The sequence below is a fragment of the Micromonospora yasonensis genome, from assembly GCF_026013475.1.
In the GTDB taxonomy this organism is placed as follows: Bacteria; Actinomycetota; Actinomycetes; order Mycobacteriales; family Micromonosporaceae; genus Micromonospora; species Micromonospora yasonensis.
The window spans coordinates 1-12,529 of sequence record NZ_JAPDPH010000028.1; the positions used below are offsets into that span (position 1 = coordinate 1).

A 12,529-nucleotide genomic window follows, 5' to 3' on the forward strand; every position below is an offset into this window, starting at 1 on the left:
CGCGGCGGTGCTGATGGAGGTGATCGAGCATCTCGACCCGCCGCGCCTGCCGGCGCTGGAGGACGCGGTGTTCGGCCACGCCCGCCCCGGCACGGTCGTGGTGACCACGCCGAACGTCGAGTACAACGTCCGCTACGAGGGGCTGGGCGCGGGCCGGTTCCGGCACGCCGACCACCGGTTCGAGTGGACCCGGACCGAGTTCGCCGCCTGGGTCGAGCGGGTGACGGTGGCCCACGGCTACACCGCCACGATCGCCGGGATCGGCGACGACGACCCCGAGGTGGGCAGCCCCACGCAGCTCGCGGTTTTCACCACAACGGAAGCAGCGACCCGGACGGAGGAGACGACCCGATGACCACCCTGGACATCCCCGAGCTCGCCCTGGTGGCGCTGGTCGGCGTCTCCGGTTCCGGCAAGTCCACCTTCGCCCGGCGGCACTTCCGACCCAGCCAGGTGCTCTCCTCGGACACCTTCCGGGGCATGGTGGCCGACGACGAGAACGACCAGTCGGCCTCCGGCGACGCGTTCGACGCGCTGCACCACGTCGCCGGGATCCGGCTGCGCCGGGGCCGGCTCACCGTGGTGGACGCGACCAACCTCCAGCCGCACGCCCGGGCCGCCCTGGTCAAGGTGGCCCGCGAGCACGACGTGCTGCCGGTGGCGATCGTGCTGGACGTGCCGGAGGCGCTGGCCTGGGAGCGTACGCAGACCCGGGTCGACCGGACCCACGGCCGGCAGGTGCTCGCCCGGATGCAGCGCGACCTACGGCAGTCGTACGGGCGGCTGGCCCGGGAGGGCTTCCGCAAGGTGCACGTGCTGCGCGGGGTCGAGGAGATCGACGGCGCGGAGATCCGCTACGAGAAGCTGTTCAACGACCGGCGCGAGCTGACCGGACCGTTCGACATCGTCGGTGACGTGCACGGCTGCCGCGAGGAGCTGGAGGCGCTGCTGGTCCGGCTGGGCTACGCGCTGCACCGCGACGACGCGGGCCGCCCGGTGGACGCGGTGCCGCCGGCCGGGCGTACCGCGGTCTTCGTGGGTGACCTGGTGGACCGCGGCCCGGACTCGCCCGGCGTGCTCCGCCTGGTGATGGGCATGGTGGCGGCCGGCCACGCGATCTGCGTGCCGGGCAACCACGAGCAGAAGCTGCTGCGCAAGCTGCGCGGCCGGGATGTGCGCCTCACCCACGGCCTGGCCGAGACGATGGCCCAGCTGGAGTCGGAGCCGGCGAGCTTCGTGGCCGACGCGGCGGCCTTCATCGAGGGCCTGGTCAGCCACTACGTGCTGGACGGCGGGCGACTGGTGGTGGCGCACGCCGGGCTCAAGGAGGCGTACCACGGCCGGACGTCCGGGCGGGTGCGGTCGTTCGCGCTGTACGGGGAGACCACCGGCGAGACCGACGAGTACGGCCTGCCGGTCCGCTACCCATGGGCGCGCGACTACCGGGGCTCGGCGACGGTCGTGTACGGGCACACCCCGACGCCGGAGCCGGAGTGGGTGAACAACACCATCTGCGTCGACACCGGCTGTGTCTTCGGCGGGAAGCTGACCGCGCTGCGCTACCCGGAGAAGGAGCTGGTCTCGGTCCCGGCCGGCAAGGAGTGGTACGCCCCGGCCCGTCCGCTGGTCGCGCCGGTACCGGCCCGCCCGGACACCGTGCTGGACCTGGCCGACGTCACCGGGCGGCGGCACCTCACGCACGCGTACGGGACGCTGACCGTGCCGGCCGAGAACGCCGCCGCCGCGCTGGAGGTGATGAGCCGGTACGCCCTCGACCCGGGTCGGCTGGTCTGGCTGCCGCCGACCATGGCGCCCTGCTCGACGTCGGCCGTCGACGGGTTCCTGGAGCACCCGGAGCAGGCGTTCGCCGACTACCGGGCGGCCGGCGTCGAGCGGGTGGTCTGCGAGGGGAAGCACATGGGCTCGCGAGCCGTGGTGCTGGTGGAACGGGAACCGGGCCGGTTCGCCGGCGGGGCCGTGCACACCCGTACCGGCCGGCCGTTCTTCGGGCCGCCACTCGACGACGACCTGCTGGCCCGGGTCCGTGCCGCGATCACCACGGCCGGGCTCTGGGCCGAGCTGGACACCGACTGGCTGCTGCTCGACTGCGAGCTGCTGCCCTGGTCGGCGAAGGCGGGCAGCCTGATCCGCGAGCAGTACGCCGGGGTGGGTGCGGCCGGCCGGGCCGCCCTGCCGGCGGTGCTCGCCACGCTGGACGCCGCCGCCGGCCGAGGGCTGCCGGTGGCTGAGCTCCGCGGCCGGATGGCCGACCGGGACGCCGAGGTGCAGGCGTACGCGGCGGCGTACCGGGCGTACGTCGGGCCGACCGACGGGCTGCGCGGGGTGGCCCTGGCGCCGTTCGCGGTGCTGGCCGGGGCCGGGGCGAGCTACGCGGACCGCGACCACGGCTGGCACCTGGCCCTGGCCGACCGGCTCTGCGCGGCCGACCCCGAGTTCTTCACCCCGACCCGCCGCCAGGTGGTCGACCTGACCGACGAGGCGGCGGTGGCGGCGGCGACCGACTGGTGGCTGGCGCTGACCTCGGCCGGTGGCGAGGGCATGGTGGTCAAGCCGTACGCCGGCCTGGCCGCCCGGTCGCCGAAGGGGTCGCTGCTCCAGCCGGGGATCAAGTGCCGGGGCCGGGAGTACCTGCGGATCATCTACGGCCCCGGGTACACCGAGCCGGGCCAGCTCGCCGCGCTGCGGAAGCGGTCACTGGGCCGCAAGCGCGGCCTGGCGCTGCGCGAGCACGGCCTCGGCCTGGCCGCCCTGGACGCGCTCGCCGAGGACGCCCCGCTCTGGCGCCGCCACGAGCTGGTCTTCGCGATCCTCGCCTGCGAGTCCGAACCGGTCGACCCCCGTCTGTAGGCCACGACGGCGGCGGTACGCCCGGTCCGGCTCGACGCTTGACCGGACCCGGGTACCCTTTGTGGCCGTGGACACAGCTGAGAAGACCCGGATGATCTCCGAGAGCGTCGCTCTGAACCCGCTCGACCCGAAGGACCTGATCCACACCTTCGGGATGATCGGTGTCTGGGTGATCCTCTTCGCCGAGACCGGCCTGCTGGTCGGCTTCTTCTTCCCGGGCGACTCACTGCTCTTCCTGGCCGGGGTGGCCGCCTCGCCGGTGGCCGACGCGATCTTCGGGGCCGGCACCCGGCTGTCGCTGGCCGGGCTGCTGATCGGCGGCCCGCTCTGCGCGATCGCCGGGGCGCAGCTCGGTCACTGGCTCGGCGCCCGGTACGGCCGGCGGATGTTCGACAAGCCCAACTCCCGCCTGTTCAAGCGGGAGTACGTGGAGAAGGCCGAGTACTACTTCCAGAAGTTCGGCCCGGCCAAGGCCGTGGTACTGGCCCGGTTCATCCCGATCGTGCGGACCTTCCTCAACCCGGTGGCCGGCGTGCTCGGCATGCCCGCCCGGCAGTTCTTCCTCTGGAACGTGGTCGGGGCGGTCCTCTGGGTGGACGGCATCCTGCTGATCGGCTACCTGCTGGCCGACCAGATCTACAACGCGATCGGTGACAAGATCGACCGCTACATCCTGCCGGTGGTCGCGCTGATCATCGTGATCTCGGTGCTGCCGATCTTCTTCGAGTTCCTCCGCGACCGGCGGGCGCGCAAGCGCGGCGAGGCGGCCACCATGGTCGCGGCATCCAGCGCCGCGGGCGCGGTCGACGCCGTGCGGGACGCGATCGAGGGCGACGACGACCGGCGGCACGGGCACGGCCCGCAGCACCGCCGCTGATCCCGGATACGCCGATGGCCGGTCCCCTGTGGAGGGGGCCGGCCATCGGCGACCTGTCGGGCTGCGGGTGGTACGGATGACGGGCAGCCGTCATCGTCCCCTGGTGGCGCCACCCCTGGCACGCCACCCGGCACCGCACTCCTATGGCCATCCGGGTTCGGCGCGTCTAACGCCGCGCCACGACCCCGGACGGTCAACCCGAAACTCGGACACGTCCGGTTTCAGCGAGCCTTCTTGGTGGCCCGCTTACGCGGCGGAGTGAGCAGATCCGCGATCGTGGCGATCGCGGTCGGCACCAGCCGGTAGTACGCCCAGACCCCACGCTTCTCCCGCTCCAGCAAGCCGGCCTCGGTGAGGATGCGCAGGTGGTGGCTGACCGTCGGCTGCGAGAGGCCGAGCGGCGCGGTGAGGTCACACACGCACGCCTCGCCCTCGGGCGCCGACTGGATCAGGCTGAGCAGCCGCAGCCGGGCGGGATCGGCGAGGGCCTTGAGGACCCCGGCGAGACGCTCGGCATCGGCACGTTCGATCGGCTCGCCGGCAAGCGGCGAGATCTGAGGCATGGTCATTTCAGCCAACGCAGTTCCCACGTATTCCATCCTTCCACCAGCAGCATCGATCCGCCTGCATATCAGCAGATCCGAATCGGCAAACTTTTACGCCACAAGGCCGAGGTCAGCCAACGTATAGGCCGCCCGATACGGCAATCCGGCGGCTCGTACGGCGTCGCCGGCGCCTCGATCAACAATAACCGCCACACCGACCACCTCGGCCCCGGCCTCACGCAAAGCCTCGACGGCGGTCAACACGCTGCCGCCGGTCGTCGAGGTGTCCTCAACCGCGAGCACCCGACGGCCGGCGACGTCCGGCCCCTCGATCCGCCGCTGCAGACCGTGCGCCTTGCCCGCCTTGCGGACCACGAACGCGTCCAGCGGCCGGTCGGCCTCGGCCGACGCGTGCAGCATCGCGGCGGCGATCGGATCGGCCCCGAGGGTCAGGCCGCCGACGGCGTCGTACGCCCAATCGGCGGTCAGCTCACGCATCACCCGGCCGACCAACGGTGCCGCCCGGTGATGGAGCGTGACGCGACGCAGATCGACGTACCAGTCCGCCTCGCGGCCCGACGAGAGCACCACTCGACCATGGACCACAGCCAGATCGGTGATGAATTTACGCAGGTCGTCGTGGTCCCCCATGGCGATAGAGGGTACTGCGCAAGTCTGGGAGCCGTCCGTCGGGTCCTCCCGGGTCAACCCTGCGGGCGACCGACGAGTGGCTATGTCCGACTACGCTGTGCAACCGCCGTTTCGTACCGGCAGACGCCGATCCCAGCGACGGGACGCCCGACCGGCCGGCCGTCGGTCAGCCGCCGCCCCGGGTGACCCGGCCCCGGGTGTCCCGGGAGACGCTCCACAGCAGCCGGCGCGGCGCGTGCCGAAGACCCGCCGCGGCGAGCTTGTACTTCCAGCTCGGCACGCTGACCAGCTTGCCTTTTGCCAGGTCACGCAGCCCTTCGTCGACCACATCGGCGGCCCGCAGCCAGAGCCAGCGCGGGGTACGGGTCATGTCGATGCCGGCCCGCTCGTGGTAGCCGGTACGCGTGTAGCCGGGGCAGAGCGCCATCACCCGGACGCCGAGCGGTGCCACCGAAAGGCCGATCGACTCACTGAAATTCGTCACCCAGGCCTTGCTGGCCGAGTACGTCGAGCCCGGCATGGGCACGCCGAAACCGGCGACCGAAGAGACATTTATCACTATCCCGCTGCCGCGCTCGATCATCGGTCCGAGCGCCGCATGGGTCAGCCGCAGCACCGCCAGCACGTTCAGCCGGAGCAGCCGGGCCTCGTCCGTCACGGCCGACCGGACAAACGAGGTGCTGAGGCTGATCCCGGCGTTGTTCACGAGCAACTCGATCGGCGGTTCGGCGACCAGCCGGCGCTCCACCGTGGCACAGCCGTCGTCGGTGGACAGATCGGCGGCAATGACCTCGACCTGGTGGCCGTACCGGCCGGTCAACTCGGCGGCGACGGCGTCCAGCCGGCCGGCGTCCCGGGCCACCAGGACCAGGTCCCAGCCGTCGGCGGCCAGCCGGCGGGCGAACGCCTCGCCGATGCCCAGGCTGGCCCCGGTGACCAGGGCTCGACGCGGGGAGGGGTGCGGGACGTCGGTCACGTTCGGTCCTCGGCCGGCGGCGTCGAGCCGGACGGTGGCGGCGTGGGCGGCTGCGGGCCGCCGGGCGGAACGGGCGGGGCCGCCGGCGCGGCCTGCACCGGACCCGGCGGCGGTGCCCAGGGCGACGAGGGACCGGGCACGGGAGCAGCCGGACCGGTGGCGGACGGCGGACCGTAGCCGGCGGCGGGCGGCGCGGATGCCGGGCCGTAGCCGGGCCCGGGAGGGGGCACGGGGCCGGCCGGCGGGAACGGGCCGGCCGGGGGCGCCGCGCCGGCCGGAGACGCCGGGCCGGCCGGGGCGGGGCGGCGGTGGAAGAAGGCACCGGCCGTGGGCGCGACCAGTAGCGCCGCGACGACCAGGTAGCCGAGCACCTGGGCCACCGCCACGGCAGCGTTCAGCGGGATCCACCAGCCCGGGTACGCGTCGCCGAGCAGGCCGAACAGCTCGGCGGTCGCCCGGCCGTCGGCGCTGACCTGCAACGGGGCGGCCCGCTGGCCGACCAGCACCGCCAGCCCGCAGCAGCCGCAGAACAGGCCGAGGCCGGCCACCACCCAGGTAGCCACCCGGGCACCCGGACGACCGGAGAGCAGACCGAGGGCGAGGCCGACCAGCACCAGGCCCACCACCACGCCGATCACGCCCGACGCCGCCGCGGTCGCGCGCAGCACCGACACCACCTCGTCGATCTCGCGCTGGCCGGCGCCGGTGGCGTCGGCCGCGTCGCGGAACCGGCTCACCGTGCCGCCGACCACGGCCAGGTTGGCGACCGCGTACGCGACGGCGCCGACCGCCATCAGCAGCAGCACCGCCGCCGCCGCGACGACCACCCCCGGACGGCGGGGCGCGGCCTGAACGGGGTACGACACGACGAATCCCTCCGGTAGGCGTCGGCTTGCAACCTACTCGGAGGGATCGTCGGCGTCGCTCTTATCCGGGCGTCAACTTCCGGGTGGCGGCTCGGGTTCCCGCCGCTCGCCCGGCCCGGACGACGGAGCCGGCGGCTGGCCCGGTTGGCCCGGAGTCTGCGGGTAGCCCGGCGCCGGCGGGTAGCCCGGCGCGGGCGGCTGCCCCGGCGCCTGCGGGTACGCCGGCCAGGTGGCCCCCGGCACCGGCGGCTCCCAGACCGGCTGCTTCGGCTTGCGGAAGAACTCGTTGGCCGCCGGCAGCGCCAGCAGGATCAGGGCGGCCAGCAGGGCGAGCAGGGCGACCACCCCGAGCAGCGTGGTGACCGGGCCGTACCAGCCGGGCAGCGCGTCCGCGAGCCGGCGCTGGATCTCCTGTCCGCTCGGCATGCTGCCGTTGCTGGGGCCGCCGTTCATCAGGCCGCCGGCCGCGTTGTTGAGCAGGCCGCCGCCGGAGCAGCAGATCAGGATCCCGCCCAGCACCCAGGTGGTGATCCGGGTGCCGTTCCTCCCCCGGTTGTTCAACAGGGCGAGGACCACGAGCGCGATCGCGAGCAGCAGGGTGACGACGGCCCCGACCAGCCCGAACACCCAGACGAAGTCGGCCGCCTGCTCGGCCGAGGTGCCGCGGTAGGCATCCCGCAGGACGGTCCGCACCGTGCCGATCGTGGCGATCGTCAGGATCAGGTGCACCACCTGGATGGCGGCGACGAGAATGAGCAGCCAACTGGATGTCGTCACCACGCTCGGACGGGCGCGGGCCGGCGTTCCGGAGGCATCGACCATGATTCTCCTTCCCTGGGCAGCACGCCCACCGTAACCAGATCGGGCCGGATCGGCAGGGGACGCGGGCCGGGACCCGCCGCACCGCTCAGTGGTGGTAGGGCATCGCCTCCCGGCGCAGCCGGCGGTGCTCGGCGGTCACCACGCCGAGCAGGAAAAGATCGAGTACGAGCGCGAAGACCGCCCCGAACTGGTTGACCGTGAAGTTGAAGATCTGCCCGAACAGCAGGTCGACCAGGAGGGCCAGCTTGAACAACCGGAACGCGCCCAGCCGGTTACCGCGCAGCCGCAGGGCGGCCCGTACGCTCAGCACGGCGGTGATCAGCGCGGCGACCGAGGTGCCGAGCACGGCGCCCCACTCCCGCTGCTGGTTCAGCTCACCGGTCACCCCGGCGAGTGCCACGGAGACCACGGTGACCACCGGCTCCACCACCAGGTAGACGACCACCGGCCAGACGAGCCAGCGCCGGGCGGCCACCCAGGCGGCGAGGCGGCGGGCCCGGTCCGCTGCCCGCCGCCAGAACCGGACTGGGGGCGGCTCCCGCCGGGGCACCGCGTCGAGCAGTTGCACCATCGCCGCCTCGACGGTCGGGCCGGCGCCCTGGACCAGGCGGAGCACGGCGATCCGGCGCCGGTCGGTGAGCCCGCCCGGTACCCCGCTGAGCACCATGTCGAGGGCGTTGGCGATCCGCTCGTCCGAGGTCAGCCGCATCCGGCCGCGTACCGCCTGGGTGAGCAGGACGAGCAGGGCGAACGCGCCGTAGATGATGCCGGCCGCCGGCGCGTAGAAGTAGTCGGTCCGGGTGGTGACGAACTTGCCCACCTCGTCGATGAAGAGCCCGAAGCCGATCCCGCCGATGATCGCCCCGGCGGTCCGCGCCCCGCCGCCGAGGAAGACCAGCGCGACGCCGAGCCCGACGGCCAGCAGCAGTCCACCCCAGAGCACGTGGGCGATGTGCAACCCGCCGCCGCCCAGCTGCGGATACCCGGTGGCCTTGAGGTACGCCCGCAGGAGGAGCACGGTGACCACCCCGGAGAGCACGAACGCCTGCAGGTACGCGGCGGCGTCGATCGCCCGGGCCGGGAGCCGTCGGCGCAGCCACCCCGGCTCCCGGACCTCGCGGCGGGGTGACCCGGGCAGCATGTCCCGAAACTAGTAGCCGCGCCACTCCGTGCGGGCGTACTCCAGCACCCTGGGCTGCAACAACGTGGAAGCCGGTACGTCCAGCCGGGCCCGGTCGGCGGGAAAGGTGGTGGCTGCGGCGAGCACCGACGGGGTGAGGAAACGCAGCGGCGGCGCGTCGGCGGGCAGGGCCAGCGCCGGCGGGGTGGGGCCCGGCGCGGCGAGCACGTACCCCCAGTCGCCGAAGCTCGGCACGTCCACGTGGTACGGCACGGTGGCGAAGCCGGCCGCGCGGACCGAATGCTCGATCGACCAGTACGACCGGGGCGCGAAGTACGGCGAACCGGCCTGCACCACCAGCCGCCCACCGGGGGCGAGCACCGAGCGGATCAGCGCGTAGAACTCGACGGTGTAGAGCTTGGCGGTGGCGGTCTCGTCCGGGTCGGGCAGGTCGGCGACCACCACGTCGAAGCGGTCCGTGGCGGTCCGCAGCCAGCCGAACGCGTCCAGGTTGAGCACCCGGACCCGGGGATCGGCGAACGAGTTCCGGTTGAGCTCGCGCAGCTGCGTCTCGGTCCTCGCCAACCGCACCACGGCCGGGTCCAGGTCGACCAGTGTCACCCGGCCCACGTCCGGGTATTTCAGGATCTCCCGCAGCGCGAGCCCGTCCCCGGCGCCGAGCACCAGCACCTCGCCGTGCGGGCCGTTCATGGCCGGATGGACCAGCGACTCGTGGTAGCGGTACTCGTCGATCGAGCTGAACTGGAGGTCGCCGTTGAGGAACAGCCGCAGGTCGGTGTCGGCGTGGCCGATCTCCCGCACCGACCGGGTCAGCACGATCTCCTGGTACCGGCTCCGCTCGGCGTGCACCACCGGGTCCCGGTAGAGCTGCTGCCGCGCGGTCACCTCGAAGTCGTGCGCGGTGACCCAGGCGTACCCGAGGCAGAGGGCGACCACGACGGAGCCGGCGCCGAGCCCGAGCCGGGCGCGCCGGCCCAGGTCGGCGCGGAAGACCGTGCCGACCAGCGCGAGACCGGCGACCGCGTTCACCGCACCCACCACCAGCGCGCCCTTGAGCTGCCCGAAGACCGGCATCAGCAGGAACGGGAAGGCCAGCCCGCCGAGCAGCGCACCCACGTAGTCGGCGGCGAACAGGTCGGCCACCGCGCTGCCCGCGGACTGCTCGCGGATGCGTTGCAGCAGCACCATGAGCAGCGGGATCTCGGCACCGATCAGCAGGCCGAGCACGAACGCGGTGCCGACCAGGGCCGGCCCGTACAGGTCGAGCCAGGCGAAGGCGGCGTAGAGGGCGAGCACGGAGAGGCCGCCGAGCAGGGCGAGGGTCAGCTCGATCACCGCGAAGGCGGCCGCCGCCCGGGGCTGCAGCGGCTTCGCCACCAGCGCGCCGACGCCCATCGCGAAGACCATCACGCCGAGCACGATCGACGCCTGACCGACCGCGTCGCCGATCAGGTAGCTGCCGAGGGCGACCAGCGCCAGCTCGTACACCAGGCCGCAGGCCGCGCAGACGAAGACCGCGAGCAGGACCGCCGCGCGGGCCGGCCGCCACCCCGGCCGCGCCGGCGCCTCGGTGGTCACGCCGTCTCCCGGGTACGCCCGGCGGCTTCCGCCCCGGCACGCTGCGCGGGCACGCGTACCCGGAGCTTGCGACCACTCCGGCTCGGCGCGTCTGCCGCCACGCCGCGACCCGGAGCAGTCGTCCGGCGGCGTTGCCGGACCCCCACGGTGACGAAGAGCGCGGCGAGCACCAGGATGCCCAGGGTGGCGAGCAGCCAGAGCCAGCGGTCCCGCCAGAAGTCGCTGCCGGCGTCGGGCAGCGGGGCGACGGCGGCCGTCGGGCCGGCGGTGGGAGCGGCGGGCTCGGCCAGCCCGGCCTCGACGGCGAGCAGCGGCAGCGTGGTGGCGGCCCGGGTCACGGCCCAGCCCGGATCGTCGACGAAGGTGCCCTCGTCCAGCCCGAACCGCGCCAGCCCGGCCTCGATCCGGTAGAGGTCGGCTAGTTCGAGGTCGCCGGAACCCTTCACCTGGACGGTGGCGAAGTCGTTCGCCTCGCTGCTCTCCGAGGTGTAGGTGACGTCGGCGTACACCTCGATCCACCGGGGGCAACCGGGTGCCTCCTCGACCGCCGTGCCGTCGCCCGCGTTCGAGCCGACGCTGACCACCTCGTACCCGTCCATCAGCCGCCACCCGTAGCAGATGCCCTGGCTGGTGGCCGCCGACTGCAGGAGCGGCACGGTGTCGGCCCGCTCGTCGGCCGCCGGCGCCGGGACGCTGATGTCCGAGTCGCCGGTCATCGCTCCGACGGCGCAGAGCCCTACGGTCACCACCGCGATCACCGACCAGAGCAGCACCTGCCGCCGCTTCTGCTGGCCGCGCTTCGCCGGGGCGGGCCGGCTGCCGCCGGCCATCAGCTGATCGCGGCGGCGATGATCGCGCCGGTGGCGACGTGGATCACGGCGGACACCCAGACCGCGGGGTGCGGCTCCGGGTCGACCAGGATCTCCCCGAGCTTGCCCGGGGTGGCCATGTCGAGCAGCAGGAACGCCGCCGCCATGATGACCAGGCCGAGGATCCCGTACGCGGCGGCGCCGACCAGGCCGAGGACGAAGTCGTCCGAGCTGGCGGCGATCGCGGCGACCACGATGATGCCCACCCCGGCCAGGTTCGAGGCGAGCAGCAGCGCGCCGTTGCGGTTGCGCTCGACCCAGATCAGCTCGTGGAGCTTGCCGGGGGTGGCGACGTCGACCAGGACGTAGCCGATCGCCATCAGGGCGACACCGACCACGCCGTAGGCGAGCGTGACCAGCAGATCGGTGACCAGCGTCTGCACAGGGGACTCCAGGATTCGTCAGGTGGGAGGGGTCAGGTCACTTGCCGGCGCCGGGTCCGCCCCCGCGGACCGTGCTGCCCCGGCCCCAGCCCCAGTGGTTGCCCACCCGGGAGTGGTAGCGCGGGTACGCGGTGCTCATCCGCTCCAGCAGGATCACCGAACCGACGGCGAGCGGCAGGATCACCACCGAGTCGTCGTCGTAGCGCAGGTAGACGCCGCTCCCGTCGACGTACTGGTCGGCTGGCTGCCAGGCGTCCGTGATGTCCTCGGACACCTGGCTGGGGGCCCGGTTCGAGGTGTACGCGATCGCGTCGCCGCCGATGTCCCGGCTCGTCGCCCTGCGGTAGTGGTCCTCGACGTAGCCTCGGGGCGAGAAGTTGCCGTAGAAGATGGTGAAGCCGGCGACCAGGGCGCCGATCACGGCGAACGCCACGCCCACCACGAACCAGCGTCGGTACGTCACAGTGCCACCACCGTCTCGGTCAGGACCAGTTCGTTGGTCTGGGGATACGCGTGCCAGGTGCGCCAGGCCACCGAGCCGGCCGGCGGAGCAGGGCGGACGGCGAGCGCGGTGACCGCGTCGACGTCGCCGGGGAAGACCCCGACCAGCGCGTACGGGTCGTCGGCCAGTTCGGCGCGGAGCGCGGCGACCCGGGTGCGCAGGCCGTCTCCGGCCGGCCGGAGCACCGTGGCGGTGAACCGGTAGCCGGCGCTCTCGTCGTGCAGGGTGTCGGGCAGGTGCGGCGGGCGTCCGGGCAGGCAGGCGACGGTCTCGGTCAGGTCACCGCAGACCACCTGGTGCGAGGCGCCGAGCAGGCGCAGCCGCAGCCGCCAGCCACCGGGGAGGGTCAGCTCGCGGACGTGCAGGGCCGGGCGTTCCGGGCCGCCCAGGCTGAGGCTCAGGTCGGCGGCGCGGGTGTCGACGTACGGGGCGTCCAGGTCGACCAGCACGC

The 12,529-nt window shown here is 73.4% G+C and carries 12 protein-coding genes and 2 pseudogenes; 3 read left to right on the forward strand and 11 right to left on the reverse strand.

What is annotated here, in order from left to right:
* The 3 genes and pseudogenes from ONA70_RS08850 to ONA70_RS08860 all read left to right on the forward strand — a co-directional run.
* Nucleotides 1–355 (forward strand): annotated as a pseudogene (locus ONA70_RS08850) (3' terminal RNA ribose 2'-O-methyltransferase Hen1); the annotation flags it as partial.
* Nucleotides 352–2,868: a polynucleotide kinase-phosphatase gene (locus ONA70_RS08855; protein WP_265005863.1), complete on the forward strand. Its 2,517-nt coding sequence runs from the start codon at nucleotides 352–354 to the stop codon at nucleotides 2,866–2,868. The pseudogene ONA70_RS08850 and the gene ONA70_RS08855, both read left to right, overlap by 4 nt.
* A 91-nt stretch (nucleotides 2,869–2,959) precedes the next feature.
* Nucleotides 2,960–3,745 carry a DedA family protein gene (locus ONA70_RS08860; protein WP_265005904.1) on the forward strand — a complete coding sequence of 262 codons (786 nt, stop codon included), beginning with the start codon at nucleotides 2,960–2,962 and terminating at the stop codon, nucleotides 3,743–3,745.
* Between the two features lie 221 nt (nucleotides 3,746–3,966).
* Here ONA70_RS08860 and ONA70_RS08865 read toward each other — a convergent pair whose 3' ends face one another.
* The 11 genes and pseudogenes from ONA70_RS08865 to ONA70_RS08915 all read right to left on the reverse strand — a co-directional run bounded on the left by ONA70_RS08865 (nucleotide 3,967) and on the right by ONA70_RS08915 (nucleotide 12,527).
* The gene (locus ONA70_RS08865; protein WP_007073957.1) at nucleotides 3,967–4,344 is read right to left on the reverse strand and encodes an ArsR/SmtB family transcription factor; all 378 of its coding nucleotides are present in this window, start codon (nucleotides 4,342–4,344) and stop codon (nucleotides 3,967–3,969) included.
* Between the two features lie 57 nt (nucleotides 4,345–4,401).
* The gene (pyrE, locus tag ONA70_RS08870; protein WP_265005864.1) at nucleotides 4,402–4,941 is read right to left on the reverse strand and encodes an orotate phosphoribosyltransferase; all 540 of its coding nucleotides are present in this window, start codon (nucleotides 4,939–4,941) and stop codon (nucleotides 4,402–4,404) included.
* A 166-nt stretch (nucleotides 4,942–5,107) separates the two neighbouring features.
* Nucleotides 5,108–5,917, reverse strand: coding sequence for an SDR family NAD(P)-dependent oxidoreductase (locus ONA70_RS08875; protein WP_265005865.1), 810 nt, complete (start codon nucleotides 5,915–5,917; stop codon nucleotides 5,108–5,110).
* A 248-nt stretch (nucleotides 5,918–6,165) separates the two neighbouring features.
* A pseudogene (locus ONA70_RS08880) lies at nucleotides 6,166–6,783 on the reverse strand (hypothetical protein); the annotation flags it as partial.
* 72 nt (nucleotides 6,784–6,855) lie between these two features.
* Complete coding sequence (locus tag ONA70_RS08885; RefSeq protein ID WP_265005866.1) at nucleotides 6,856–7,605, reverse strand: hypothetical protein; 750 nt, start codon at nucleotides 7,603–7,605, stop codon at nucleotides 6,856–6,858.
* An 85-nt stretch (nucleotides 7,606–7,690) separates the two neighbouring features.
* Nucleotides 7,691–8,746: a hypothetical protein gene (locus tag ONA70_RS08890; protein WP_265005867.1), complete on the reverse strand. Its 1,056-nt coding sequence runs from the start codon at nucleotides 8,744–8,746 to the stop codon at nucleotides 7,691–7,693.
* A 9-nt stretch (nucleotides 8,747–8,755) separates the two neighbouring features.
* Entirely contained in the window at nucleotides 8,756–10,324 is a 1,569-nt protein-coding gene (locus ONA70_RS08895; RefSeq protein ID WP_265005868.1) for a polyamine aminopropyltransferase, read from the reverse strand.
* Nucleotides 10,321–11,040: a hypothetical protein gene (locus ONA70_RS08900; RefSeq protein ID WP_406601172.1), complete on the reverse strand. Its 720-nt coding sequence runs from the start codon at nucleotides 11,038–11,040 to the stop codon at nucleotides 10,321–10,323. The genes ONA70_RS08895 and ONA70_RS08900 overlap by 4 nt, the downstream gene beginning before the upstream one ends.
* Nucleotides 11,041–11,153: 113 nt before the next feature.
* Complete coding sequence (locus tag ONA70_RS08905; RefSeq protein WP_265005870.1) at nucleotides 11,154–11,576, reverse strand: DUF350 domain-containing protein; 423 nt, start codon at nucleotides 11,574–11,576, stop codon at nucleotides 11,154–11,156.
* A 37-nt stretch (nucleotides 11,577–11,613) separates the two neighbouring features.
* Nucleotides 11,614–12,039, reverse strand: a complete 426-nt coding sequence (locus ONA70_RS08910) for a DUF4247 domain-containing protein (protein ID WP_265005871.1) — start codon at nucleotides 12,037–12,039, stop codon at nucleotides 11,614–11,616.
* A complete protein-coding gene (locus tag ONA70_RS08915) occupies nucleotides 12,036–12,527 on the reverse strand; it encodes a DUF2617 family protein (RefSeq protein WP_265005872.1) in 492 nt (163 codons plus the stop codon). The genes ONA70_RS08910 and ONA70_RS08915 overlap by 4 nt, the downstream gene beginning before the upstream one ends.
* Between the last annotated feature and the right edge of the window lie 2 nt (nucleotides 12,528–12,529).